The following is a 25,463-nucleotide window of genomic DNA, read 5'->3' as shown; positions in this document are numbered from 1 at the left end:
TTGATCCCTGTTACTGTGCCCGTTGGGGCAGATCGTCCGTGATGTCGTAGTAGTCGCCCTTGTCAGCCACAAAGATGTGCCGGGCGAGGTTTAGTCCGGTAGGCGTGTCGAACGCCCCCATGGAAATCGAAATTGTGTCTTCGTCATTGTGCTGCCAGAACAGGAAAGACCCGCAGTCGCTGCAAAAGCCACGCCGGGCTATGTCTGACGCACGGAACCAACGCAGCGTGTCGCTTGCGGTGAAACTCAGGTTGTCCTGATGGGTCACTGTTGAAGACCAATAATGCCCCGATTGCTTGCGGCATTGGCCGCAGTGGCAGGCGGATGGCGGTGAAAGCTCTCCGTCAATCGTGAAGGCAACCGCGCCGCAAAGGCAGGAACCGGTTTGCATTTGACTACCCCCTCGCTGCGGGCGTGGTGCTGGCACCCAGCAACACGCCATAGATGATGAAACAGGCGGCCATGACCCGGCGCACCCAGGTGTTGAACACAGCGCCCAGCGCAGCCTTACCCATCAGAGCGCCCAGAAGGGTAAAGCCGGTATAGCTGAGCGTGGTAATGATCAGCGCAGTTGGCATGATGACAGCCATCTGCTGCCAGATCGGCACGTCTGGCTGGACGAACTGTGAAAAGGCCGCAAGGTACCCCGCCACGCTTTTGGGGTTGATCGTCGCAACCGCCAGCGCGTGCAGGTAGACATGGCGCGCTGGTCTTTCTGTCGCGGGGGCTGGACGTGTGGCATTCATCCACCCTCGGATACCAACCCAGATCAGGAACCCTGCCCCCACCAGTTTAGCGATGAAAAACCCTGTAGGAGATGCCGCGATCAGGGCGGTCACGCCAAGCGCAGACAAGATCAGAAACGCGCTGGCCTGCGTCAGGATCGCCAATACTCCAAGCATTGCCTTTGGAAACGGCAAGCTCATCCCGTTCGAGATGCAATTGACGGCATTCGGCCCGGGAGTGGTCACGAACACCACCCAGAACAGTGCGAATATGGTCCAGGCCTCAAAGCTCATCAGTATACCGGCGGGGCGATGACCCAGATGGCCACAGCGGGCTCATCGTAGGGATTAGCCCACTGATAGGGTTCATGTTTGATACGAAAGCTGTCACCGGGACCCACCGAAAACTGATGACCTCCAATCGTCAGCTCCAATCGACCGGAAACCATGTAGCCAACTTCCTGAGTGGGGCGATTGGCAGGGGTCTGCATTTTTGAGCGCGGTTTGAACGTCGAATGCACCATTTCGAAGTCATCGGTCAGATCGGGCGATAACAGTTCTTCGATCAACCCTTCTTCGCCCGACCCCATAGGGCGGCGCGTTCCGGCCCTGACAACGTACCCTTGTTCTTCTGCCGGGGCGGCCGCGTGCGCAAACAACATCGACATCGGCACGCCCAAGCTTTCAGCGATCTGGCGCAGGTCCGATATCGATGGATCGGACATGTCACGCTCGACTTGGCTAAGCCACCCGACCGAACGGCCCAGTTGGGCCGCGATCTCGCTCAACGTCAGCCCGCGCGCTTTTCGCAACGCACGCAGATCGGCTCCGAGTGTGGCACTGTGCGGGGCTTGGCTGTTCACTGAACGCTCCGGCTGTCTGTGAAATTTTGTCTTCGTTTTTCACGGTGCATTGATTCTGTGAAAATTCCAAGGATTTTTTCACTTGGGCGTACAGCTTTGCTTCGCTATCCGTTCCTCATGTGGATTGCAGTGATTTATCTGTGGGTCGTAAACGGCCTGACTCTGCTGGCCTTTGGCTGGGACAAGCTGAGGGCGGGCAAACGGAAAAGGCGTATTCCTGAACGAAAACTCTTGTGGCTGGCTGCGTTGGGCGGCAGTCCCGGCGCGTTGGTTGGGCGCTGGATATTCCGGCACAAAACGCGCAAGAAGCTGTTTTCATATTATCTTTTCGGAATAACCAGCATGCAGGTCGTTCTGATTTATGTCCTGTCGACCTACGAGTTTGCCACCCTCTTCTAAGACAAATTCGCGACCATGCATACCAGACTAACCAATCGGAAAGCTGTCTGTTACAATACTACGTTATCTGAACGAAAAATTTACCTAATCGCAAAGGGTTGGATAAGAGATGGACAACGGTATCGGTTTTTTCGACATAATCTGGTCAATCTTCTGGCTGTTCCTGATGGTGGCCTGGTTCTGGGTGATGGTTTCGGTTGTGGCCGATGTCTTTCGCTCAAAGGACCTGAGTGGCGGTGCCAAAGCACTGTGGATCGCGTTTGTGATCCTGATCCCGTGGCTGGGTGTTCTGGCCTATGTGCTGATCCGGGGCGAGCGGATGCACCAGCACAACGTCGAAGCCATGGATCAAATGGAACAGGCGCAAAAGGACTACATTCGCTCGGTTGCAACCGTGTCCACGGCAGACGAGTTAGAGCGTCTTTCAGCGCTTAAGGACAAAGGCGTGCTGACGGATGAGGAATTTGAGGCGCAAAAGGCCAAAATCCTCAGCGCCTGACAACCTCAACCAGAAACGAAAAGGCCGGGGGTCTTCCCCGGCCTATACTATTTAGTGAATACGCCAGATAGAATTTCAGCCAGTTTGTCGGCGTCCTGATCATTGAACGCGTCAGGCTGATCGCTGTCGATATCGAATACGGCAATGACCTTGCCCGCGGCATTGTGCACTGGCAGCACCAACTCGGACCGAGTCGAAGAAGCACAGGCGATATGGCCGGGGAACGCGTCCACGTCTGGTACAAGCTGTACCTCACCCGTACGCGCCGCAGCACCGCAAACACCCCGGTCGAACGGTATGACCAAACACCCGTGACCACCCTGATAAGGACCGATTTTCAGCAATCCCGGCTCGGTCACGCGGTAAAATCCCGTCCAGTCGAAACGGTCATCGGCATGGTGCACCTCGCACGCGATTGTCGCCATCAAGGCCACGTCGTCGGTTTCGCCCTCGGTCAGGGCTGCAATGGTTTTGGCAAGCGTGTCGTAGTCGGCTGTCATGTCGGAACTCTTGGCAAGGGTCTGCGCCGGAGTATTTGGAAAAAGGTGAAGCGTCAAACGCGTTCGATGGCGACAGCCGTTCCTTCTCCGCCGCCGATGCAGATAGCCGCCACACCGCGCTTGAGGTTTCGCTTTTCCAACGCGTTCAGCAAAGTGACCATAATGCGTGCGCCAGATGCACCGATTGGGTGACCAAGGGCGCAGGCGCCGCCGTTCACGTTGACGATATCGCGGGACAAGCCCATCTCGTGCATGAAGGCCATGGGCACGACAGCAAAGGCTTCGTTGACTTCCCAAAGATCGACGTCGTCTTTTGACCAGCCGATCTTGGCCAACAGTTTCTGCGCAGCTGGTACAGGCGCGGTTGTGAAAAGTCCCGGTGCCTGAGCATGGCTGGCGTGACCGACAATGCGGGCGCGAACGGTCAGCCCCTGCGCCTCGGCGGCGTCCTCGGACGCCAGTACCAGCGCCGCGGCACCATCCGAGATGGACGACGAATTTGCCGCCGTCACTGTGCCGTCCTTTCGGAATGCGGGTTTGAGTGTGGGAATCTTCTCGGGTCGCGCCGAAAGGGGCTGTTCATCAGCACCCTGTGTCACCTCGCCCTTGCGGGTGCGGACCGACACCGGGGTGATTTCATCCGCGAAAGCGCCGTTTTCCTGCGCAGCCAACGCGTTTGACAACGAACGAAGCGCATATTCGTCCTGTGCCTCGCGCGTGAACTGGTAGGCCTCGGCACAATCTTCGGCGAATGTGCCCATCAGGCGGCCTTTGTCATAGGCGTCCTCGAGCCCGTCCAGGAACATATGATCCATCGCCTGCGTATGACCCAACCGCGCGCCGTCGCGCATTTTGGGTAACAGGTAGGGTGCATTCGTCATGCTCTCCATACCACCGGCGATCATCGTGCCCGCATGCCCCAACGCAATCTGGTCAAAGGCCATCATCGCAGCCTTCATGCCTGAGCCGCACATTTTGTTCAGCGTCGTGGCAGGAACCTCCTGACCCAACCCCGCCGCAAAACCGGCCTGCCGCGCGGGGGCCTGCCCCTGCCCGGCAGGCAAAACGCAGCCCATCAGAACTTCGTCGACAGTCTCGGTCCCCGCCCCTTGCAATGCGGCCTTGATCGCCACACCGCCAAGATCAGCGGCTTTCACCGAGTCAAACATCCCCTGGAATCCACCCATCGGAGTGCGCGCGGCCCCTGCGATTACGACTTGCTTCATCTGGATGCTCCTCTGTTTTTTCGAGAGATGGATACCGAATGGTAAGAATTGCCGTCTAGCGTATTTCTACGAGCGATTTTCAGTTTAGAGAAGCGGCGCGCATGGCCCTGAGCAGTACGACAACAGACACAACCCAAATCATCACCGTGCATTCCGACCGGATTGACGCGGCTATGGCCATCCAATTCAAAGAAGACATGCGTACCGAAGCTGAAGGCGGTGCGGCGCGCGTTGTTCTGGACCTGACAGGCGTCGAATTCATCGACTCAAGCGGCCTTGGGGCCATCGTCGCATCAATGAAGCAGCTTGGCCGCGACCGTCGCCTCGACTTGGCCGGGCTGAACCCGTTTGTCGAAAAGGTGTTTCGTCTGACTCGGATGGATACGGTTTTCAATCTCTATCCAACGCTGGACGATGCTCTGGCCTCGACGACCGAGTGAAACCACGGATTGAATAGGCGCGATGCCATGAGTAACGGGAACAGCTTGGACCTCAGCTTTACTGCGACCGAAACCGAAGCCAGTGCTGGTATCGCCCAGCTCAGCAAGGGTCTTGAGGTGCAGGGCTTGCCTGCGCATCAGGCGGGCGATGTGAAGATCGCCCTGGCAGAGGCGATCAACAACGTCGTCGAACATGCCTATGCGGGCATCACGCCAGCAAAGGTCAAAGTGCATTGCCGCTTGCACCAGAACTGGTTGGATATCCTGATTTCGGACACTGGCAATCCCTTACCTGGGTTTCGGGTGCCCGACGGCGTTCCCGCCAGTTTGGGTTCATCGATAGATGAGTTACCCGAAGGAGGTTTCGGCTGGTTCCTGATCCACGAATTGACCAGCGATATTCGCTATGAGCGCAGCGACGGGTGCAACCTTTTGTCCCTGCGGTTCGACTTTCCCAATGGCGGCGACTGACCAAAAAAGGCCACATAAACGCCCTTTTCGCACCATTGCCGCGCCGCAAACCATCGGCAAAACAGTATCCGTAGCTCAGATAGCTTCCCTCGGCGCCATGTATCACAGCCCCCACCCAGTGACAGGTGCCGAGGAACTTCTCCTTGATGTGACTAGACAATTTCGGACCGCGCTTTACCTTCGGCGCGTTCAAAAGGGGAAGACAAAGCATGAGGGATTTTCACACTCCGGGTCGGTCCGAAGTTTTCGCAACCGAAGGCATGTGCGCCACGTCGCACCCATTGGCCGCGCAGGTTGCCCTGAACATCCTCGCCGAAGGTGGAAACGCAATGGACGCAGCGATTGCAGGTGCCGTGCTTTTGGGCATTTGCGAGCCGCAAATGACCGGTATCGGCGGTGATTGCTTTGTTTTGTTCAATCGCGCAGGCGAAGATCAGGTCCGTGCTCTGAATGGCTCTGGTCGCGCGCCGGCAGCGGCCGATGCGGATCGGTTGCGCGCCCAAGGGCTGGATACTGTACCCCTGAACACGACAGACGCTGTGACCATTCCTGGTGCCATTGATGCGTTCTGCCATCTGGCTGAAACCGAAGGGCGGCTGGGGTTGCAGGCCATATTGCAGCCCGCCATCCACTATGCCGAGGCCGGTGTGCCAGTAGCACCGCGGGTCGCCTTTGATTGGCAGATCGGCGCGCCAACTCTGCAGGGCGCTGCGCGAGACCACTATCTGATTGACGGCAGCGTCCCAACCATCGGCCAGGTCTTTAGATCACCTGGGCAGGCAGAGGTTCTGCGCCAAATCGCGCGCCATGGCCGCGACGCGTTCTATGCGGGCGAGATCGCGCAGGACATGATCGACGCCTTAAACGCGATGGGCGGAGGTCACACGGCCGAGGATTTTCTGGCCACCCAATGCACCGAGACCCAGCCTGTCAGCGGCACATATAATGGCATCGATCTGGTCGAACATCCGCCAAACGGTCAGGGGGCGACTGCGATCCTGCTGCTCAATATTCTCAAGAATTTCGACCTAAGTCGGCTTGATCCATTCAGCGCCGAGCGCGTTCATATTGAGGCCGAAGCCTCAAAGCTCGCTTATGATGCGCGCAATCGGTTCATTGCCGATCCGGATCACACGACCCACGCAGAACGGTTTCTGGACCAGACTGTGGCCGACAAACTGGCGGCGCTGATCGACCCCAAATATGCCATGCCCGCAGCCGCGCCGCTGACTGAGTCCGTTCACAAGGATACGGTCTATATCACTGTCGTTGATCGGGATCGCATGGCCGTTTCGCTGATCTATTCCATTTTCCATAGCTTTGGGTCCGGCATCGCCTCGGAGAAGTACGGGATCCTGCTGCAAAACCGCGGCAGCGGCTTTAATCTTCAGGCCGGACACCCAAATGAGATGGGTCCGGGCAAACGCCCCATGCATACGATCATTCCGGGGATGCTGAAACAAGATGGTCGGGTGATGATGCCCTTCGGTGTGATGGGCGGCGCGTTTCAACCCACGGGGCACGCGCGACTGCTGTCCAATCTCACGGATCACGACCTGGGCCTGCAGGCCAGTTTCGACGCCCCGCGCGCCTTTGCCGATGGCGGCGTTTTGAAGCTTGAGCGCGGAATTCCGCCAAGCACATCTCAACAATTGTCAGATTTGGGGCACAGCGTTCAGGTTCCGGAAACGCCCCTCGGCGGCGCTCAGGCAATCCGAATCCGCACAGACGGTGTTCTGGAGGGCGCAAGCGACCCCAGAAAAGATGGTTGTGCACTGGGTTATTGACCAACTGGGTGCGCAAAGCAGCGCACCGTATCACTTAATTCAAATTAAAATGCAGCGGGTACGCGCCATTCTCGAAAGGACCAAACATATCAGGAATATCCGGATGCTCTACCGGCTCACCGGATTGGTCCGCAACCAGATTTTGTTCTGAAACATAAGCCACATAGAAGGATTGGTCGTTTTCTGCGAGCAGATGATAAAACGGCTGATCCTTGATGGGGCGGCTGTCCTCGGGAATGGCCTGGTACCACTCTTCAGTGTTGGAAAATTCCGGATCCACGTCAAAAATCACCCCCCGGAAGGGATGTTTTTTATGGCGGACCACCTGTCCCAGGCGGTACTTGGCATTTGTAGTCAACATATTCTCAGCCCCCAAGGATGTTACTACCTCTTTCCGGGCCGAAATGCCAATCATTGATCGGAAATTAAAGGAAACAGTCTGTGAACCTCTTACTGACAGTGTTCGAAATCGTGGCTCCGGTTTTCCTGCTGGCGGGCATCGGATTCACCTGGGTCAAGCTGGGTTTCGAATACCGTTTGGAGTTCGTAACGCGCCTTGCCGTGACGCTGGCCGTACCCAGCCTGATCTTTGTGGCGCTGATGCAAACCGAGATTCCGGGGGGCGAATTAACCCGTTTCACACTGGCTGCGATTGCGGGCCATGTGGCTCTGGCCATGGTGTTTGGCGTATTTGTCCGGCTGTCAGGTCTGGACCGCCGGACCTATCTTGCGCCGCTCATCTTTGGCAACACCGGCAATCTGGGTCTGCCGCTGTGCATCTTTGCCTTTGGGCAGGCAGGTTTGGGGTTTGCTGTCATCTTTCTGGCTATTACCGCGCTGTTTTCATTCACTTATGGCATCTATCTTGTCGCCGGAAAGGGCGCATTCGGCAAGGTCGCGCGCGAACCGATGGTTTGGGCGACCCTTCTTGGCGCTTTGTTCCTGTGGCAAGATTGGCAGACGCCTCTGTTTCTGACCAATACGCTCGAGCTCTTGGGCCAGATGGCCATCCCGATGATGCTGATTACCGTCGGGGTCGCTATTGCACGCCTGACGACACAAAAACTGGGTCAGGCGATCTGGTTGTCGGCGTTGAAACTGGTGGTCTGTTTTGCCCTCGGGTGGGCAATTGCCCGCGCCTTTGACCTGGACGCAATTGCCTTCGGCGTCATGGTTTTACAGATGTGCACCCCGGTCGCCGTCACCGCCTATCTGCTGGCTGAACGATTTGACGCGGATTCAGATGCTGTTGCCGGGATGGTTATGGTGTCGACCGTGCTGTCCGTGGGCGCCTTGCCTATAATTCTAGCTATTGTTCTGTAACGATTGTGATTTCCTAAACTCTCAATCTGCGCTACAATAAAGAAAAAAGGCACGAGGCACATGAGCAGAATTCTTTTCGTACTCCTAGGGGTGCTTCTTTTGGCATCCTGTGGCGGCGGGTCGAAACAGCCGCCGAGCAGATTGAATGACGCGTGCAGCATTGCGCGCGAACGGCCTGATTTTATCAAGGCCTTCAAAAGCACCGAACGGAAATGGGGCGTCCCTGTTCACGTTCAGATGGCGACCATCTATCAGGAAAGCCGCTACAAGCACGATGCGCGCACACCGCACCAATATGTGTTGGGCGTGATCCCGATGGGCCGCCAAAGCAGCGCCTATGGGTTCAGTCAGGCACTGGACGGCACATGGGACGAATATCGCAAGGAAACCGGCAAGCGCCGCGCCAAGCGGGACCGCATCCGTGATGCTTCGGATTTCATTGGCTGGTACATGAATAAAAGCTACCAGCGGAATGGCATCCACCCCACCGATACGCGGAACCAGTATCTGGCTTATCACGAGGGCCACACTGGCTATGCCCGTGGCAGCCACTACGGCAAAACCTGGTTGCTGAACGTCGCCAATGACGTGGATGCACGGGCCAAGCTGTATCAGGCGCAGCTGGCAAGCTGCCGGCACTGATCAATCAGCGGGTCAGCGATTGCCTGACCCGCTTCTCTTCGAGCTCGAGAACAGGTCGTTCCTGATATTCTCGCCTGTCGTCAGCTGCCCCAGCAGAACGGTGGTCTGACTGCCCGCATTGTCGTGAATCACCCATTTGCGCAGCTCGATCGGGTCCCCGGTAAACATCAACTCAATCCGTCCGGATTCGGGGTTCTTAGGATCCTGAGCAGTAACAACCGTGGCCGTGCCGTCAAAGTCGTGCCCAACGACCATATTGGCCTGCCCAAGGTTCACATTTCGCGCCAGCACCAGCGACAACGGCGTGCGCTTCAGCGGGTATTGCTCGGGCGGTTGATTAGATTTGGGATCGAAAATCTGCACCGTTCCTGCACGCGCCAGAACCACGGCACTGTTGGGCGGATCGTATTCGAACCGCATCTTGCCGGGCCGCTCCATCCAGAGCTTACCGGTGCTCAGCGAGCCGTCGTCATTTACCTGAGTGAATGTCGTCTCAACGGTCTTTAGGCCGTTCAGGTAGTTTGAGATCTGCGACAATGGCAGTTTTTCAGCGGCCCAGGCGGCGGGTGCAGCCAGCGTCAGGGCAAGGGCAAAAGCAATCTGTTTCATGTGACATCAGATAAGCGCTTTGCCCTTGTTATTAAATATCCTACTGCTCGGGGACGAGGATTTCCCGCTTACCGACGTGATTTGCCGACGAAACAACGCCTTCATCCTCCATCTGCTCAACAAGTCGCGCAGCTTTGTTATAGCCGATGGCAAGTTTCCGCTGGATGTAAGAGGTTGAGCATTTGCGATCCTTGATCACAATCGCCACCGCCTGATCGTACAGGGCGTCTTCGCCGTTGGTGTTGCCACCGGTGTTCAGGCCCAGAACAGCGTCGATATTGTCAGCCTTTTCCTCAGCCGGGCCATCGACCACTCCACCAACGTAATCCGGCGGGCCGAACTGTTTCAGGTGGTTGACGATTTCTTCGACCTCTTCGTCCGATACAAACGGACCATGGCAGCGGGTGATCTTGGCGCCGCCAGCCATATAGAGCATGTCGCCCTGCCCCAGCAGTTGCTCGGCACCCATCTCGCCCAGAATGGTACGGCTGTCGACTTTCGACGTCACCTGGAACGAAATCCGGGTCGGGAAGTTCGCCTTGATCGTACCGGTGATGACGTCAACCGACGGACGCTGCGTGGCCATGATCAGGTGAATGCCCGAGGCCCGGGCCATCTGCGCCAGACGCTGGATGCAAGCTTCGATCTCTTTGCCCGCGACCATCATCAGGTCGGCCATCTCATCGACGATGACGACGATGTAGGGCATCGCTTCGGGCGCGAATTCTTCCGTCTCGAACGTTGGTTCTCCGGTTTCATCGTCAAAGCCGGTTTGGACCGTGCGGCTGAACAACTCGCCCTTGGCCAGCGCGTCTTTCACGCGACCATTGTACCCGGCGATGTTGCGGACGCCCATCTTGGACATCTTGCGATAGCGGTCTTCCATCTCGCCCACGACCCATTTCAGGGCGACAACCGCCTTTTTCGGGTCGGTCACAACCGGTGACAGCAGATGTGGGATGCCATCATAAACCGACAGTTCCAGCATCTTGGGGTCGATCATGATCAGGCGGCATTCATCCGGCGACAGCTTATACAGCAGCGACAGGATCATCGTGTTGATCGCGACCGACTTACCGGAACCGGTCGTCCCCGCGATCAGCAGGTGAGGCATCTTGGCTAGGTTTGCCACAACGGACTCACCACCAATATCCTTTCCCAGCGCCAAAGGTAGCGCGTGATTGCCATCGCCAAAGTCACGGCTGGCGAGGATTTCGCGCAGCACCACCATCTCGCGGTTTTCGTTCGGCAGTTCGATGCCGATGACCGACCGCCCCGGCAAGGTCGAAACCCGCGCCGACAATGCGGACATCGACCGTGCGATATCGTCGGCCAATCCGATAACACGGCTGGCTTTCAGACCTGGGGCCGGTTCAAGTTCATACATGGTGACAACCGGACCGGGCCGGACACTAACGATCTCACCCTTCACGCCATAGTCATCCAGCACGTTTTCCAGCATCCGCGCGTTTTCTTCCAACGCCTCATCGCTGAGGTGATGGCGCTGAATGCTGGCCGGGTTGGACAACAGGTTCAGCGGCGGCAGTTCGAAATCCGAGTGACGTTCTTCAAAAGACAAGGTTGGCTGCGCCTCGGCCTGTGCACGCCGCGATGGCGGAGGCGTCCGGCGCACAGGCTGTGCGACCACCGGCTTGCGCGGCTCGGCCACCGGGATCTTTATTGCCGGACGCGGGGCAGGCGCGGGTTCGGGTGCGTCCTCGAACACGGCCTCGCCCTCGAAATCCGGCTCAGGCGCAAAGTCCTGGTGCAGTGGCTCCTGCTGCCACTCAGGCGCAGGGTCAGCCGTCAGCATTGGTTCGGGCGGCAGGCCGACCGAGGTCACCGGCGGTTCAGGCGGCAATTCCCCCGCCCCAGAATTCAGAATCAACGGATCCGGCCCCCGACCGCGGCCTTTGGTCAGCGGCAGGTTCGGGTCATGCTCGGGCGCCATCTCACCAACGGCCACCTTGCGGTTGCGCACAGCAGCGGAGATCTTCGAGCGAATTCGGTCTTCGCCCGGCATCTCATCAAACCCTGCGACCGGTTCGCGGTCGATCAGTTCCGGCTCTGGCATCGGTTCAGGACGGCGGATCAGGCTGGGCATCCGCGCCAATAGACCGGGTTTGGCAGGCTCGGGTTCGACTTCCAGTTCCGGCTCTTCGAAAATCGGGTCTGCATAGGCCAAATCGTCGTCAAACACCGCCTCGGCGCGCGCGGCCTTGCGTTCTTCCCACTGCGTCCTGCGATCGCGGGCCGCCTGCGCGGTGGCCGAAGCCCCCCGCCCCAGCAGGTTCATCAGCATGTCGTAGGCCATCACAAGACCCAGCAGGAAGGCCCGCGCGCCTTTGCGGACATCGGCCTTGGTAAAGCCAAGAACAAATGTTCCAAGCGCCAACATCCCGGTAGCCATCGCCAGAGACATCAGTTTGACCATGAAATGCGACGAAATCGGCAGCAGCGTCAGCAAAGCCCCCATCACGGTGTCACCAAACAGACCACCCAAGCCAAAGCTGTGGGTTGTACGCCAGGCGTCGCCCGGTACCAGAGTGGCTGCATAAACAGATACAACGGCAATCCAGATCGGGGCAAAGATCAGACGGGCAACGGCGCGTTCTTCGCCAAAATGACCAGCAAATCGCACGCCCCAGCCGATCAGCACCAGCGCAATGCTCCAACTGCCCCAGCCGACGATCATGAACAACGGCGCGGCGATCGAGGCGCCAATCCGCCCCATCCAGTTCTGCACCGGCGCATCGGTCGACACCATCCAGTTTGGATCATCCGGAGTGTAGGACCAGATCATCGCGGCTGAAGCCAGCCCCAGCAGGATCAGGGCGATCCCAATCAACTCCTTGCTGCGCCGCTCGATGGCGGCCTGAGTCGTGCTGTCCAGCAATGGATCGCGGTTGCGCGCGTTATATGATGCCATTTTGCCCTCGTACCTCACGAATAGATGCAGTCGCGGAGCGTGATCAGCCCCTGCCGCAACTCTGTTTTTGGGGCCACCATCGCGACCCGGATAAATTGCTCGCCCGGGTTTTGCCCCGGATCACCTTGAGAAAGATATGCACCCGGCAAGACCCGAACTCCGGTCTCCTGCCACAGCCGTAATGTGGTTTCCTCGCCGTTTTCGACTGGCAGCCACAGGAAAAACCCGGCCTCGGGCGGCATATAGCCCTGTACACCGGCGAAAACCTCGTCCGCGATTGTGTACTTTTCCTGATAGAGCGCGCGGTTCTCGACCACATGCGCCTCATCCGCCCAAACCTTGGCGGCAGCAGCCTGTAAAGGCAGCGGCAAAGGTGCGCCCGCGTAGTTCCGCAACTGCTTGACCCGTTTGATCGTTTCGGGACCGCCAGCAATCAGGCCCGAGCGCAGCCCGGCCAGGTTGGAACGCTTGGACAGCGAGTTGAACAGAGTGATCCGTTCAGGATCGGCTCCGAGGTCCTTTGCGACCGTCAGAACACCCGTCGGTGCCTCATCGCGAAAAATCTCGGAATAGCATTCATCCGCAAAGATGCGAAAATCATACGTCTCAGCCAGTTGGATCAGTTCGGCCCAATAGTCGCGCGAGGCAACGGCACCCTGCGGGTTTGCGGGCGAACAGATGTAAGCCGCAACCGTACGGTTCAGCACGTCCTTGGGCAGTCCAGCATAGTCCGGCAGGTGACCGGTGGCGGCGGTCGCGGGCACAAAAACCGGATCGGCACGGACCGACAGCGAGGCCACCATGTAGACCTGATAAAACGGGTTTGGGCAGAGGATAACGGGCTTTTCGCCATTCTTCTGCTCGGGGCACAGCGCCATTGCTGCGTTATAAAGCCCCTCGCGCGTGCCGTTCAGCGCCATGACATTCGTGTCGGGGTCCAAAGACACGCCGTAACGGCGGCCAATCCAACCGGTGATTGCCGCGCGCAACTCGGGCGAGCCTTCATTGGGCGGATAGCCCTGAAACCCGGCCGCGTTTTCGGTGATCACATCCGTGACCCATGCGGGGAAATCGTGCATTGGCGCGCCAATGGTCATGTGAATCACTTCACCACCCGCCTGATGATGATCCAACAGGGTGCGCAGACGCGGGAATGCATATTCCGGTAGGTTCGAAAACCGCTCGGGGAAGTTCATAACTACTGCCTCAATGTCGGGGTCATTTCGCCCCGTTTTCCAAGCAGGTTACAGATCACGCCCGGTTTCGTCCAGACAAAGAGACGGCGAATCAGGGGATTGTGGCATTCAGGCCAATGCCGCCTCGGCCGCTGATCCAAGCCTGAGCAAGGCCTCTTCGGACCCCGGATAGCCCATCATCATCAGCCCGCAACCCGGGGTGCCGGTTGGCAGCGTCAGCGCCGCCAGCCCCATCAGATTTCCGATCCGCGTGTTGCGCAGGGCCAGCAGATTTTCGGTGACATAGTAGTCATGGTCGCTCATCAACCGGTCCAAATTCGGTGGCAGGATGGGCGCTGTGGGCGCCAGCACCGCATCAAAACCGGATGTCGCAGCGTCCCACGCGGCCCGGCAGGATTTCAGCTTGGACCATGCAGCAATGTAATCTGCACCGGTCGCATTTTGGCCCGCGCGAAACCGCGCCAGAATCTCGGGGTACATGGCGTCCGGGTTGGCTTCGATTACATCGCGCCACAGCCCATAAGCCTCGGTGGTGTACAGGATACCCGACAACACTATGGCGTCTTTCAGCTCCGGCACTTCAAGCGGCACGATCTCGGCCCCTGCGGCGGTCAAACGGTCGATAGCTTCATTAAATGCCTGCCCCGGCGCTTCTCTCAGGTCATCCTGTGCAACGGTCTGCAGGTTGGCAAAGCGGCGGCCCTTAAGATCGCCCCCCCGCAGGTCTGGTGGAGAACCGCCTTCCAGCAAAGCCAACATATGGGCTGCATCCTCGACCGAGCGGGCCAGCGGGCCGACGGTGTCGAACCGCAGGCACAGGGGCACGGTCCCCTCAAGGCTAACGCGTCCGGCCGTGGTTTTCAGGCCGACCAAATTGTTCCAGGCCGAAGGGATGCGAACCGATCCACCTGTATCCGACCCGATACCACCCGCAGCCAGTCCCCATGCCACCGACGCCGCCGCGCCGGAAGAGGACCCACCGGGCACAGCCTCTTCATCGTCGACACACGGAGGTGTTCCGGTGATCGGATTCAGCCCAAGGCCCGAGAACGCCAGTTCGCTCATATGAGTCTTGCCCAGACAGACCGCGCCCATGGCTGTCGCATTACGCACGACGACGGCGTCCGCCTCGGGGACACGCCCTTTCAGCAAGGCCGAGCCGGCCTCAGTTGCGGTTCCGGCAGTGTCGAACAGGTCCTTCCAGCTGATCGGCACACCATCCAGCAGGGAACGCCGAAGGCCCAAATTGGCTCTTTCTTTTGCGGCTTGGGCCTCGGCCCGGGCCCGGTCATGGGTCACGCGCGCATAGATGCGATCACGATGGGGATGTGCGTCGATAGCAGACAGATAGGCCTCGGTCAGTTCTACCGGATCAATCTGCCCCATGCCGATGCCACGGCCAAGATCACACGCCGTCATGGTAAGCCAGTCCTGCATACCCGCCCCCCTTAAGAAAAAGCACTTTGGGCGACGGTAGCGACAGGACCGCACATGGACAATCCCGAAAGGTCGCGCATATTGCAGGCCATGGAACATAGCTCGGATATCCTGATCGTAGGCGGCGGCCTGAATGGCCCGGCTTTGGCCTTGGCACTGGCCCAGACCGGTCATTCCGTCACCGTGATCGACGCCTTGGCCGAAAAAGCCCGCAAAAACGCAGCCTTTGACGGGCGCGCCTATGCGCTGGCTTTGGCCTCGCAGCGATTGCTGGACGCCATCGGTGTCTGGGATCGTGTGGCCGACCACGCCCAGCCAATGCTTGAGATCAAGGTGACCGATGGCCATGCCGGCGCTGGTCCTTCGCCGTTTTTCCTGCATTTCGACCACGCCGAGATCGAAGAAGGCCCGATGGGTTATATGGTCGAAGACCGCCACCTGCGCCGCGCATTTCTGGATGCGATGGCAGATCAGAAAGGCATCACACAGATCAGCGGCAAATCCGTTGTCGCGCAGACCGTGGACGATACGGGCATTACACTGACGCTGGACGACGGCAGCACCGTGACGGGTGGGCTGCTGGTGGGGTGCGACGGACGCCGCAGTGGCACTGCCGCTCGGGCTGGGATCAAGCGCACGGGCTGGGATTATGGCCAAACCGCACTGGTCTGCGCCATCGAACACGACCTGCCGCACCACGGCATCGCGCATCAGTTCTTCATGCCCCCCGGACCTCTGGCCATTCTGCCTCTGACAGGAAACCGCAGCTCGATCGTCTGGAGCGAACAGACCGAGATGGCGCAACGTATCAACACCATGCCCGAGGACGAGTACCTACAAGTCCTGCGTCCGCGCTTTGGTGATTTTCTGGGGGACATCCGACTGGCCGGAGCCCGCTTCACCTATCCGCTGAACCTGACAATTGCCAATTCCTTTATCGGGGGCCGCTTGGCCCTGGTCGGAGATGCTGCCCATGGGATGCACCCGATCGCAGGTCAGGGGCTGAACGCGGGCCTGCGCGATGTGGGCGCCCTGGCTGAGGTTCTGACACTTGCAGGGCGGCGAGGTGAAGATATCGGCTCGATTCTGGTTCTGGAACGCTACCAGGAATGGAGGCGGTTCGACACGGCATCGCTGGCAATGGCGACGGATGTGTTCAACAAGCTGTTTTCTAACGACAATCCCATTCTGCGCATGGGGCGCGATATCGGAATGGGGATCGTCGGGTCATTTCCCAACCTGCGCCGCGGCTTCGTGCGCGAGGCCGCCGGGCTGACCGGAGACCTGCCGAAACTGCTGCAAGGGCGCGCGATTTAGTCCAGTTCGCGCGCTTCATCCACAAGCATGACCGGAATGCCATTGCGGATCGGAAACGCAAGACCGGCAGCTTTCGACACCAGCTCCTGATTTTCTGCGTCGTAGTGCAGCGTGGTGTGCGTCTGAGGGCAGATCAGCGCCTCAAGCATGTGGCGGTCAAAAGGGTGTTCGACTTCGGTCATTGCAGTTTTTCCTCGCTCGATCCGCCGCGCATGGCGAACTCAATCAGTGTCACCAATGTCTCGCGACGGGTGCGAAGGCAAGGTGCTTCGAGCAGGGCTTGTTTCTCTTCCGGGTCGAAATCCAGCAGCATCGACAGAGAATTCACCAACAGCTCATCATCAGCGTCCTTCAAAGTGTCCCAATCTGTAGACAGCTGGCGAGAAGAAAAGAAGCGTTCGAGCAGGTTCAAAAACCGAGACCGATCAAAGGCGTCGTCCGCCTCGGCCTTGCCCAAGTCGCGCTCAAAGCCGTCCCACGACACGGCGCAGCGACGATAGGGGGTAAACGCGTCCAGCTCGGACTTGATGCGAAAACGGGAAATACCGGTCAGCGTGATCAAATACCGGCCATCTTCGGTTTCCGAAAATTGCGTTACGCGGCCCGCGCAGCCAATCAGATGCAGCTTGCTGTCGTCAGACAGGGTTGGGTTCGGCTGCACCATACCAATCAACCGCTCGGGCGTTTTCAGCGCGTCGTCCAACATTTGAAGATAGCGCGGCTCAAAGATATGCAGCGGCAAGCGAGACCGGGGCAGCAACAGCGCCCCGGGCAATGGGAAAACGGAGACCGTCTCCGGCAGATCAGCGGGATGCATCATGTACCCGAGTGTAGCTCTGATCAGGGTTTAGGCAAATATCATCGAGCTGAGTTTTCGCCGTCCGTTCAGAACCACCGGATCATTCGGCTTGAGCGCATCGAAAATCGTGAAAAGCTGTGCCTTGGCCGCGCCGTCATTCCATTCGCGATCCCGGCGGAACAGCTCCAGCAACTGCGCGACGGCCTCTTCAACCTCGCCATTGGCGTGCAAGGCCTGCGCAAGATCGAAACGGGCCTGATGATTGTCTGCGTCGGCTTCCACTGCGGCTTTCAATTCGCCTACAGGTCCCGCGTCGGCGGCTTGCTTTGCCAGTTCAAGCTGCGCATGAGCCGCTTCGACCTCGGGCGATGTCGAAATCTCGGCCGGTGCACCATTCAGAATGGCCTCGGCCTGTTCCAAATCATCCGATGCGATATGCGCGCGCACCAAACCGCCATAAGCGGCCGCGTGGTTCGGGTCTTCGCCCAAAATCGCCGCAAAGGTCTGGGCCGCATCAACGGCGGCACCTTCGGCCAGCATTTCTTCGGCGGCCTGAACGGCGTCGTCCAATTGCCCTCCGGGGCTTTCACCGCCTGCGGCCTCGATCACCCGATCCACAAACGCCTTGATCTCGGACCCCGGCACGGCACCCTGAAACCCGTCGACCGGCTGCCCCTTGAAGAAGGCATAGACGGTCGGGATCGACTGAATACGCATCTGAGACGCGATCATCTGCGCCTCATCGACGTTGATCTTGACCATCTTCACCGCGCCTTTTGCGGCGGTCACGGCCTCTTCCAACAAGGGGCCCAGCGTCTTGCACGGGCCACACCAGGGCGCCCAGAAGTCGACAATCACAGGGGTTTCCTGCGAGGCCTCAACAACATCGGCCATAAAGGTGGCCTCGGATCCGTCTTTGATCAGGTCGGCAGTATCCGTTCCGGCTGCGGTGTTCAGAAGGTCCATGGCATTCACTCTTTCGTTCGAATTTGGCCTCTATATGCAACCCCGAGGGGCAGAAACCAATAGTAGAGTTTCAGGTTCACAGGTCGAATGTCGCAAAGACCGGCGCGTGATCGCTGGGTTTTTCCCAGCCACGTGCGTCGCGCAAGATCCGGCTGGAATGCCCCGCGTTCGAAACATCAGGCGTTGCCCAGACATGATCCAACCGCCGCCCCTTGTCGGCTGCGTCCCAGTCGCGCGCACGATAAGACCACCAACTGTACAGCTGCCCCTCGGGGATATCCTGCCGGGTGACATCGACCCAACCACCCGCGTCTTGGGTCTCGGCCAAGTGTTCCACTTCGATCGGCGTGTGCGACACGACCTTGAGCAGTTGCTTGTGCGACCAGACATCGTCTTCCCGCGGGGCGATGTTCAGATCTCCTACCAGAATGGACTTCTCGGGCTTCTCGGCGTGAAACCAGTCGCGCATATCGGTGAGATAGTCGAGCTTTTGGCCGAACTTCTCGTTCTTTTCGCGATCCGGGACATCGCCGCCTGCAGGGACGTAAAAATTGTGAATGGTCACACCATTCTCCAGCCGTCCCGCGATGTGGCGGGCATGGCCGAGACCGGCAAAATCCTTGTCACCCACCTCCTCCATGGGGATGCGCGACAGGATCGCGACGCCGTTGTACCCTTTCTGGCCACGCGCAACCATGTGGGTATAGCCCAATTCGGCGAACCCTTCGGTGGGGATTTTTTCGACCGGAGATTTACACTCCTGCAGGCAAAGAACATCCGGAGCCTCTTCCTGCAGCAATTTCAGCACGATAGGCTCTCGCAGACGGACCGAGTTGATGTTCCAGGTGGCAAGGGTAAAGGGCATGGGGGATTCCTCTGTCGCGATTGGGCGCGAGGTTAGCGTGGTGAGAGATGGGGTGCCATAGGAAACGATCGCGGAAGAACAGCTAAGCGGACTAAGCTGACGTTTGCAGTCGAGATTGCCGCCAACGCAGCGTCAGTTCGCCTGTGCCATGGGTCAGTTTTTCTCTGACGTCATCTGAATAATTTACAAATTACTTCTCAGCCAACCAATATGCTATGCCCAAGGCTAGTGCCAATCCGGCATAGGCTGCTATATGGGTTGCGTCCATTGTCTTGTAATCGAAGGTTATCACTTTCCGAGCAACTGCCATAAGCCCGGTGGCAAGAACTAGCCTTACATGTATGACGTTGGAAGTAAGGTATAGCGCCGCGTTTGTATAGACTTCGATTGCGATAAGGACTGACAATACAGCTCCCAGAACTATGAGCAGGTCTTCCCCATCGATGAGCAGCGTCGGTTTTTCAACAAGATGAATCCCAAAGGTGACGAATGCATCAAGTATCGTCCAACCAATGACCAAAACCATCAGTATGGAAAGGCCGCGCGTCATCTGCCGGACGACAACATTTGCAACTCGAATCACCGGGTCTTCGTGATTGGGATCCAGCTCTACGTGAAGGTCATGGTCGTCGTTAGCCATAATTCGTTCCACTACTCAATTGCTGAAGGATCTCAATCTGATCCCGCTTTTCTTGCTTCTAACATGATATAACATCATCAGGTAATAGTCAGGTTAGGTCTATTGAAGCGGGAGCCCCCCAATTGAATGCGTTCACAAATGCGATTTCGACGTGCCTATCAAAATACATAACCTTCAGCGGCCGCGCACGACGTCCGGAGTATTGGTGGTTTTTCCTATTTGTTGTGCTAGGGAGCGTAGCTTTCTCTGTACTGGATAGTATCTTCTTTGGAAGTGAACCAGAAAGTGGAATAGCTGGTCAGCCCTTGTATAGCCTGTTCTCGATAGCGGTTTTCTTTCCGTTGCTCGCAGCAGGTTGGCGACGTTTGCATGATACAGGTCGTCCTGGGTGGTACTTGCTTCTACCATTGGCAGTATCATTGGTATTATCCGTTGGATTGATGCTTGGTATTATGGCATTTTCTGCGACCGGGGCTGCGGGTGACGATCCTGAAGAGTTAGGGGCGGCAGTAGCTATCTTGGGACTAGGTGGGGTAGCGCTTGCAGTTATCGTACAATTGATTTTAGCGATTTTGATGATTTTCTGGCTGAGCCGTCCTACACAAGAGGAAGAAAACCGCTATGGACCAATACCTTGAGAGCTGAAAATTGGGCGCAAACCGGACATTCATTCACAGCAGCTCGCCCCAAAAAAAGCCGGGCCATAAGGCCCGGCAGTCCAACAGGGAGGTGCATGTCTTAACCCGGACATGCGCGGGATGGGAGTAATCTAGTTACACATCCAGAGTATCACTTTGATCCACGTCATTCCACCCGGAGTTACGAGACCAAGCGATATCCGCCCGATTCTGTGACCAAAAGGCGTGCATTCGATGGGTCAGGCTCGATCTTCTGACGCAGGCGATAGATGTGGGTTTCAAGCGTATGGGTCGTGACCCCTGCGTTGTAGCCCCAGACCTCGTGCAGCAGCACGTCGCGGGCAACCACCCCATCGGCCGAGCGGTAGAGGAACTTGAGAATGTTCGTTTCTTTCTCGGTCAGGCGAATCTTGCGATCCTCTTCGGTGATCAACATCTTCATCGCCGGTTTGAAGGTGTACGGCCCCAGAACAAAGACCGCGTCCTCAGACTGTTCGTGCTGGCGCAGCTGGGCACGGATGCGGGCCAGAAGAACCGGAAATTTGAACGGCTTGGAAACATAGTCATTGGCGCCAGCGTCCAGGCCCAGAATCGTGTCTGCGTCGCTGTCATGGCCTGTCAGCATCAGAATCGGGCTTTTGACGCCTTGTTTGCGCATCAATCGGCACAGCTCGCGTCCATCGGTGTCCGGAAGACCCACATCGAGAATGACCAGGTCGTAAATCGCCTCGCGGGCGCGTTCCATCGCGGATTGACCGTCTGCGGCTTCGAACACGTCGAAATCTTCGGTCATCACAAGTTGCTCGCTGAGCGCCTCGCGCAGGTCTTCGTCATCATCCACCAGCAGGATTTTCTTGAGCTGAGCCATGTGCGGTCCTCCTAAGCCTTTTCCACCATTTGCGTACAGATTTCGCAATCAACAAGTTTTACTGCAGTGGTCTCACGTCCATGTGTCTGACGTAGAGGAAATGTTTCACATTTCCCTCTGATCAGGTTAGAGGACACCTACACGTTATAGGGTAACATAGATGAGTCTTATCCCGGATATTTCGGAATTGCTGGCCCGCGCACGGGCTGATCTGCGAATGGGCGTTCCTGTGGTGCTGACAGATGACACAGGTTTCAGCGTTCTGGCCATCGCGTCAGAAACTCTGAGCGCGCAGCGACTCGCGGATTTACGCAGCCTCGAAGGTCAGCCGGTGGTCGCCGTCACCGTGCGACGGGCGGAAACGCTGAAGGCACGCGCCTATGATGGTGATCTGGCACGGATGATCATTCCGCCCGACGCAGACATCGCCTGGGTTCAGGCAGTCGCCGATCCGTCTGACGACCTGAATGCGCCGATGAAAGGCCCCCTGATGACTGAAAGACAGGGCAGCGCCAACCTGCATCGTATCGCAATCGCACTGACCAAATCCGCTCGCCTGCTGCCCGCCGCCGTGGTGGTGCCCGTTGAGGATGGTCGCAACTTTGCCGCCACCCACGGTCTGACCTGTATCGACCACACGCGCGCCGCACCGCATCTGGCCGATCGCAGCGCTCTGCACGCCATCGCTGCAGCCCGTTTGCCGATGGAAGTGTCCGAGGCCGGGCGCCTGCATGTTTTCCGCCCCGAAGATGGCGGGGAAGAGCATTACGCCGTCGAGATCGGCCGCCCCGACCGCAGCAAACCTGTTCTGGCCCGTTTGCACTCGGCTTGTTTCACCGGTGACCTGATGGGCAGCCTCAAGTGCGACTGCGGTCCGCAACTGCGCGGAGCGCTTGCGCAGATGGGCACTGAAGGGGCCGGCGTGTTGCTGTATCTCAACCAAGAAGGCCGCGGGATTGGTCTGGCCAACAAGATGCGTGCCTATTTCCTGCAGGATCAGGGTTTCGACACGGTCGAAGCCAATCACCGGTTGGGATTCGAAGATGACGAGCGTGATTTCCGTTTGGGCTCGGACATTCTGAAGGAATTGGGCTTCAGCTCGGTTCGGTTGCTGACAAATAACCCGGCTAAAATCGCGATGATGGAAAAGACGGGCATCGCCGTGACCGAGCGTGTGCCGCTGAAAGTTGGCGAAACAGCTCATAACCGGGGGTACCTGGCGACCAAGGCTGCGAAATCAGGCCATTTGCTTTGACCCCTGATGATCTGGTGCTAACCCAGCGTGGCGTTCGCTTTGCCGGTCGTGTTTTTCCCTGCTCTATCGGAAAGGGCGGCCTGTCTCGGGACAAACGCGAAGGCGATGGGGCAACGCCCACCGGTGTGCACAGAATTGTGGGAATGCTGTTTCGACCCGACAGGCTGTCGGCCCCGACCGCGTGGGCCACGCCCATCGGCCCCCGAGATTTATGGTCAGACGACAGCGCAGACGATCAGTACAATCAGTTGGTAAGCGCACCTTACGGCCACAGCCACGAAAAGCTAAGGCGCGCGGACCCGTTGTATGATCTTGTGCTGATCACCGACTGGAACTGGCCGAACGCCGTGCCGGGGCGCGGATCTGCAATCTTTCTTCATCAATGGCGCCGCCCCGGCTTTCCAACCGAGGGCTGCATCGCATTTCGACGCGACCATCTGCGCTGGATCGCGAGCCGGGTCTTGCCCGGAACGCGGCTGATTATCCCTCAGGCCTGACACGCGCGCCAAAGATGGCCGAGCCGACGCGCACATGGGTCGCGCCCAGTGCGATGGCCTGTTCGAAATCACCACTCATTCCCATCGACAAGCCTGACAAGCCATTGCGTTCGGCGATCTTTGCCAACAAAGCAAAGTGTAGTGAGGGTTCTTCGTCCACCGGTGGGATCGCCATCAGCCCTTGGACCGGTAAATCCAAGTCTCGGCATTCGGCGACAAATTCGTCTGCATCGGCAGGCATGATACCCGCTTTCTGCTCTTCTTCTCCGGTGTTGACCTGAATGAACAAGTCCGGGCAATTCCCGAATTCCTGAGCCAGCCGTGCAAGCGTTCTGGCCAGTTTCGGTCGGTCGACGGAATGGATCGCGTTAAACAGCTCCATCGCCTGACGGGCTTTGTTGGTCTGCAACGGTCCGATCAGATGCAGGTCGATGTCCGAAAACCGCTGTTTGAATTCAGGCCATTTGCCCGCGGCCTCTTGCACCCTGTTTTCGCCAAAACAACGATGCCCCTGCTCCAGAACAGCCGCGACGCGTTCGTTGGGCTGCACCTTTGAAACGGCAATCAGTTTGGTCGAACCCGCTGGGCGTCCTGCGGCAGCTTCGGCTTTGGCGATTCGGGCAGTAATGTCGTGCAGCGACATGGGTTTCCTCTCTGTGCTTTGACGGCAGAAAAACACCAAGTCTGCGCAAAAGAAAAGGGCAGGTCCGAAGACCTGCCCTAATACCTTGTGGTTCAGGTCAACTTAGAAGTTGAACTGAGCACCGAAGTCAGCGCGCAGCTGGCTGTCGCCGTCGCCACGCTTCTGGTTGCCGATACCACCGCGCAGCGATGCACCGCCACCCAGGTCGTAGATGGCACCAATACCGTACTGCTGCAGGTCGTCATCAGCCGAACCGTCACCGTAAGCGAAGGTCAGGGTGGTAGCAGCGCCCAGGTTGTAGGCTGCCGACAGACCGTATGCGGTGCCGTTGCGTGCGTCGTTTACAACATCGTCGTCCGCGACGAAGATCGTACCCGAGAAGTCACCGAATTCTGCACCCAGGGTCAGAACGGTCAGCGACTGCTTTTCGCTTGCTGCGGCTACGTTCGCTTTGGTCTGACCGTAGGCCAGAGCAGCGGTTACGTTCGCGAAGCTGTAGGTCGCGCTGATGTCCCAGCGGTCGCCGTCCTGCGGAACGCCGTCAACTGCGAAAGTTGCTTGGTCGTACGATGCGCCAAAGGCGAAGTCGCCAACTGCGTACTGGAAGAACACAGCGTTCGAACCCGAACCGGTCGACGAGTAACCCAGGAAGCTATAGTCAACACCGGAGTACTGACCGATGAAGTTTTCCAGGCCAGGCTCGTTACCGTAGTAGTTTGCCAGGTTGTCGAATGCGCCAGCAACGTTGCCCGCGTCAACACGCAGACCGCCGAAGATGACCGAGAAGCGTGCGCCGTTCAGGCCAGCTGCGTTTGCTTCGCCGTTGCCGGCGTTTTCGTCAGCCTGCAGACGAACACGAGCCGAGAACTCAACGCCACCGTCGGTTTCTACAACGCCGTCGATGTTCAGACGGAAGCGCGAGACCAGGATGGTGTTGTCGGTGTCGACAGTCGCGGTGCCGGTGGTCGGCGGAGTGGTTGTGGTGTCGATGTTGGTTACGGTACCGGTGCGGTCTTCCAGGTAACCAATACCAAAGCGGCCATAGCCGCTGAAGCGTACGTCGGCCGCTGCAACACTTGCGGTTGCGATCAGAGCGGTCGATGCGAAGAGAACTTTTTTCATCTTGTTTCCCTCGGTTTCAAAGTTTTTCTACTCGACACATGCCTCAGCACATGTCTCAGCACGGGAACCGTTTCGCTTTTTTTGCCCCCTTCACGCAAGCTTGCCTTAAACGTGCAGCACGCATTGGCCACAAATTGGTGCAAGGATGCCACAGTCTTATTTGGAGCCTTATCTGCGTACCGCGCCAGCATATGTAAGAAGAATAGGGTTGTTGCTGAACTGGACCTTGTCTAGGAGTAACACTGAACAAAGTAGACCAAGTGAAACAGGACCAGTCGACAATGCGCCTGCAGACGATTTTCGGTTTGATCATAATGACTGCTGCCGTGTCGGCCTGCGGACAGAATCGGGGTGCTGCACCGAATCCCGATCTGCTGAATACAGACAGCACCAGCTCGGCTGAACGAGAGCTTAACGATCCCGAGCGTACGACCATCTGGGATGTGTTCGACCGCGGCAATGCCGAGCAGATCGTGAATGTGAACCGCTATCTCTGGGCAGCCTCACTGGATGTCCTGAACTTTCTGCCTGTTCAGGAAGTCGATCCGTTTACCGGCGTTATTGTAACGGGTTACGGCACACCGCCGGGTGGTGGCCGCTCGTACCGGGCAACCGTACATATAAGTGACCCGGCATTGGCTGCGCGGTCTCTGTCGGTTGCTCTGCAATCCAACGGGGGCGCTCCGGTCAGTGCCGCAACGACGCGAGCGGTCGAGGATGCGATCCTGAATCGCGCCCGTCAGTTGCGCATTGCGGACAACAAGCTCTAGCCACCCGCCGAAAATCACAATATTACCACGCCGGGTT

General features: G+C 58.1%; 30 protein-coding genes. 12 read left to right on the top strand and 18 right to left on the bottom strand.

From position 1 onward, the window contains the following. Nucleotides 1-10: 10 nt before the first annotated feature. The 3 genes from J7416_RS17995 to J7416_RS17985 are packed head-to-tail and all read right to left on the bottom strand — an operon-like array spanning nt 11 to nt 1,588. Complete coding sequence (locus tag J7416_RS17995) at nt 11-391, bottom strand: GFA family protein (RefSeq protein WP_209226785.1); 381 nt, start codon at nt 389-391, stop codon at nt 11-13. A 4-nt stretch (nt 392-395) separates the two neighbouring features. Further along, nucleotides 396-1,019 carry a LysE family transporter gene (locus J7416_RS17990; RefSeq protein ID WP_209226783.1) on the bottom strand — a complete coding sequence of 208 codons (624 nt, stop codon included), beginning with the start codon at nt 1,017-1,019 and terminating at the stop codon, nt 396-398. Further along, nucleotides 1,019-1,588: an XRE family transcriptional regulator gene (locus tag J7416_RS17985; protein ID WP_209226781.1), complete on the bottom strand. Its 570-nt coding sequence runs from the start codon at nt 1,586-1,588 to the stop codon at nt 1,019-1,021. Before J7416_RS17985 ends, J7416_RS17990 begins: the two co-directional genes overlap by 1 nt. 96 nt (nt 1,589-1,684) lie before the next feature. Here J7416_RS17985 and J7416_RS17980 point away from each other — a divergent pair, with 96 nt between their 5' ends. Continuing rightward, nucleotides 1,685-1,987, top strand: a complete 303-nt coding sequence (locus tag J7416_RS17980; RefSeq protein ID WP_247744367.1) for a DUF1294 domain-containing protein — start codon at nt 1,685-1,687, stop codon at nt 1,985-1,987. 109 nt (nt 1,988-2,096) lie between these two features. After that, nucleotides 2,097-2,486 carry an SHOCT domain-containing protein gene (locus J7416_RS17975; RefSeq protein WP_209226780.1) on the top strand — a complete coding sequence of 130 codons (390 nt, stop codon included), beginning with the start codon at nt 2,097-2,099 and terminating at the stop codon, nt 2,484-2,486. A 47-nt stretch (nt 2,487-2,533) separates the two neighbouring features. Here the strand turns inward: J7416_RS17975 and J7416_RS17970 are convergent, their stop codons facing one another. Then, entirely contained in the window at nt 2,534-2,986 is a 453-nt protein-coding gene (locus J7416_RS17970; protein ID WP_209226778.1) for a GAF domain-containing protein, read from the bottom strand. A 53-nt stretch (nt 2,987-3,039) separates the two neighbouring features. Beyond that, nucleotides 3,040-4,212 (bottom strand): acetyl-CoA C-acyltransferase, encoded by a 1,173-nt coding sequence (locus J7416_RS17965; protein ID WP_209226777.1) that lies wholly within the window; start codon nt 4,210-4,212, stop codon nt 3,040-3,042. Between the two features lie 101 nt (nt 4,213-4,313). On the opposite strand from J7416_RS17965, the gene J7416_RS17960 reads away from it, so the two are divergent. From J7416_RS17960 to J7416_RS17950, 3 genes are all read left to right on the top strand, one after another. Next, entirely contained in the window at nt 4,314-4,652 is a 339-nt protein-coding gene (locus J7416_RS17960; protein ID WP_209226775.1) for an STAS domain-containing protein, read from the top strand. A gap of 27 nt (nt 4,653-4,679) precedes the next feature. Further along, nucleotides 4,680-5,123 (top strand): ATP-binding protein, encoded by a 444-nt coding sequence (locus J7416_RS17955; protein WP_209226774.1) that lies wholly within the window; start codon nt 4,680-4,682, stop codon nt 5,121-5,123. A gap of 209 nt (nt 5,124-5,332) precedes the next feature. Further along, nucleotides 5,333-6,910, top strand: coding sequence for a gamma-glutamyltransferase family protein (locus J7416_RS17950; protein ID WP_209226770.1), 1,578 nt, complete (start codon nt 5,333-5,335; stop codon nt 6,908-6,910). A 34-nt stretch (nt 6,911-6,944) separates the two neighbouring features. Here J7416_RS17950 and hspQ read toward each other — a convergent pair whose 3' ends face one another. Beyond that, nucleotides 6,945-7,271, bottom strand: coding sequence for a heat shock protein HspQ (gene hspQ / locus J7416_RS17945; RefSeq protein ID WP_170427435.1), 327 nt, complete (start codon nt 7,269-7,271; stop codon nt 6,945-6,947). An 80-nt stretch (nt 7,272-7,351) separates the two neighbouring features. On the opposite strand from hspQ, the gene J7416_RS17940 reads away from it, so the two are divergent. Beyond that, nucleotides 7,352-8,233: an AEC family transporter gene (locus J7416_RS17940; RefSeq protein WP_209226768.1), complete on the top strand. Its 882-nt coding sequence runs from the start codon at nt 7,352-7,354 to the stop codon at nt 8,231-8,233. 60 nt (nt 8,234-8,293) lie between these two features. Then, nucleotides 8,294-8,875: a lytic transglycosylase gene (locus tag J7416_RS17935; protein ID WP_170427439.1), complete on the top strand. Its 582-nt coding sequence runs from the start codon at nt 8,294-8,296 to the stop codon at nt 8,873-8,875. A gap of 12 nt (nt 8,876-8,887) precedes the next feature. On the opposite strand, the gene J7416_RS17930 is transcribed toward J7416_RS17935, so the two are convergent. The 4 genes from J7416_RS17930 to J7416_RS17915 form a co-directional block, all read right to left on the bottom strand. Further along, on the bottom strand, nt 8,888-9,484 hold the full coding sequence (locus tag J7416_RS17930; RefSeq protein ID WP_209226764.1) for an outer membrane lipoprotein carrier protein LolA: 597 nt from the start codon (nt 9,482-9,484) through the stop codon (nt 8,888-8,890). 40 nt (nt 9,485-9,524) lie between these two features. Further along, nucleotides 9,525-12,413, bottom strand: a complete 2,889-nt coding sequence (locus J7416_RS17925; RefSeq protein WP_209226762.1) for a DNA translocase FtsK — start codon at nt 12,411-12,413, stop codon at nt 9,525-9,527. 14 nt (nt 12,414-12,427) lie between these two features. Continuing rightward, the gene (locus tag J7416_RS17920; RefSeq protein ID WP_209226761.1) at nt 12,428-13,609 is read right to left on the bottom strand and encodes an aminotransferase class I/II-fold pyridoxal phosphate-dependent enzyme; all 1,182 of its coding nucleotides are present in this window, start codon (nt 13,607-13,609) and stop codon (nt 12,428-12,430) included. Nucleotides 13,610-13,717: 108 nt separating this feature from the next. Continuing rightward, nucleotides 13,718-15,046 (bottom strand): amidase family protein, encoded by a 1,329-nt coding sequence (locus tag J7416_RS17915; RefSeq protein ID WP_209226759.1) that lies wholly within the window; start codon nt 15,044-15,046, stop codon nt 13,718-13,720. Nucleotides 15,047-15,100: 54 nt separating this feature from the next. Here J7416_RS17915 and J7416_RS17910 point away from each other — a divergent pair, with 54 nt between their 5' ends. Beyond that, on the top strand, nt 15,101-16,363 hold the full coding sequence (locus J7416_RS17910; protein WP_247744366.1) for an FAD-dependent monooxygenase: 1,263 nt from the start codon (nt 15,101-15,103) through the stop codon (nt 16,361-16,363). Here the strand turns inward: J7416_RS17910 and J7416_RS17905 are convergent. The 5 genes from J7416_RS17905 to J7416_RS17885 form a co-directional block, all read right to left on the bottom strand. Next, nucleotides 16,360-16,545 carry a Trm112 family protein gene (locus J7416_RS17905; RefSeq protein ID WP_209226755.1) on the bottom strand — a complete coding sequence of 62 codons (186 nt, stop codon included), beginning with the start codon at nt 16,543-16,545 and terminating at the stop codon, nt 16,360-16,362. The two genes, J7416_RS17910 and J7416_RS17905, sit on opposite strands and share 4 nt — an antisense overlap. Continuing rightward, a complete protein-coding gene (locus tag J7416_RS17900) occupies nt 16,542-17,183 on the bottom strand; it encodes an LON peptidase substrate-binding domain-containing protein (protein WP_209226753.1) in 642 nt (213 codons plus the stop codon). The genes J7416_RS17905 and J7416_RS17900 overlap by 4 nt, the downstream gene beginning before the upstream one ends. A gap of 27 nt (nt 17,184-17,210) precedes the next feature. Further along, a complete protein-coding gene (trxA, locus tag J7416_RS17895; protein WP_209226752.1) occupies nt 17,211-18,128 on the bottom strand; it encodes a thioredoxin in 918 nt (305 codons plus the stop codon). Between the two features lie 76 nt (nt 18,129-18,204). Next, nucleotides 18,205-18,993, bottom strand: a complete 789-nt coding sequence (locus tag J7416_RS17890) for an exodeoxyribonuclease III (protein ID WP_209226750.1) — start codon at nt 18,991-18,993, stop codon at nt 18,205-18,207. Between the two features lie 190 nt (nt 18,994-19,183). Beyond that, a complete protein-coding gene (locus J7416_RS17885) occupies nt 19,184-19,633 on the bottom strand; it encodes a phosphate-starvation-inducible PsiE family protein (RefSeq protein ID WP_209226744.1) in 450 nt (149 codons plus the stop codon). 122 nt (nt 19,634-19,755) lie between these two features. On the opposite strand from J7416_RS17885, the gene J7416_RS17880 reads away from it, so the two are divergent. Further along, nucleotides 19,756-20,271: a DUF805 domain-containing protein gene (locus J7416_RS17880; RefSeq protein ID WP_209226742.1), complete on the top strand. Its 516-nt coding sequence runs from the start codon at nt 19,756-19,758 to the stop codon at nt 20,269-20,271. Nucleotides 20,272-20,452: 181 nt separating this feature from the next. Here the strand turns inward: J7416_RS17880 and J7416_RS17875 are convergent, their stop codons facing one another. Next, nucleotides 20,453-21,139, bottom strand: coding sequence for a response regulator transcription factor (locus tag J7416_RS17875; RefSeq protein ID WP_058272567.1), 687 nt, complete (start codon nt 21,137-21,139; stop codon nt 20,453-20,455). Between the two features lie 160 nt (nt 21,140-21,299). On the opposite strand from J7416_RS17875, the gene ribA reads away from it, so the two are divergent. Continuing rightward, a complete protein-coding gene (gene ribA, locus J7416_RS17870) occupies nt 21,300-22,394 on the top strand; it encodes a GTP cyclohydrolase II (RefSeq protein WP_209226740.1) in 1,095 nt (364 codons plus the stop codon). Further along, complete coding sequence (locus tag J7416_RS17865) at nt 22,391-22,891, top strand: L,D-transpeptidase family protein (protein ID WP_209226738.1); 501 nt, start codon at nt 22,391-22,393, stop codon at nt 22,889-22,891. The genes ribA and J7416_RS17865 overlap by 4 nt, the downstream gene beginning before the upstream one ends. Here J7416_RS17865 and J7416_RS17860 read toward each other — a convergent pair. Then, nucleotides 22,875-23,534, bottom strand: coding sequence for a YggS family pyridoxal phosphate-dependent enzyme (locus tag J7416_RS17860; RefSeq protein WP_209226736.1), 660 nt, complete (start codon nt 23,532-23,534; stop codon nt 22,875-22,877). The genes J7416_RS17865 and J7416_RS17860 overlap by 17 nt on opposite strands. A 102-nt stretch (nt 23,535-23,636) precedes the next feature. Then, nucleotides 23,637-24,656 (bottom strand): porin, encoded by a 1,020-nt coding sequence (locus J7416_RS17855; protein WP_209226734.1) that lies wholly within the window; start codon nt 24,654-24,656, stop codon nt 23,637-23,639. A gap of 281 nt (nt 24,657-24,937) precedes the next feature. Here J7416_RS17855 and J7416_RS17850 point away from each other — a divergent pair, with 281 nt between their 5' ends. Next, a complete protein-coding gene (locus tag J7416_RS17850) occupies nt 24,938-25,426 on the top strand; it encodes a DUF3576 domain-containing protein (protein WP_209226733.1) in 489 nt (162 codons plus the stop codon). Nucleotides 25,427-25,463: the final 37 nt, after the last annotated feature.

This window comes from Ruegeria sp. R14_0 (assembly GCF_017743975.1).
Classification (GTDB): Bacteria; Pseudomonadota; Alphaproteobacteria; order Rhodobacterales; family Rhodobacteraceae; genus Ruegeria.
Note: the sequence above shows the minus strand (reverse complement) of the source record. Positions and strands in the feature narration are given on the sequence as shown.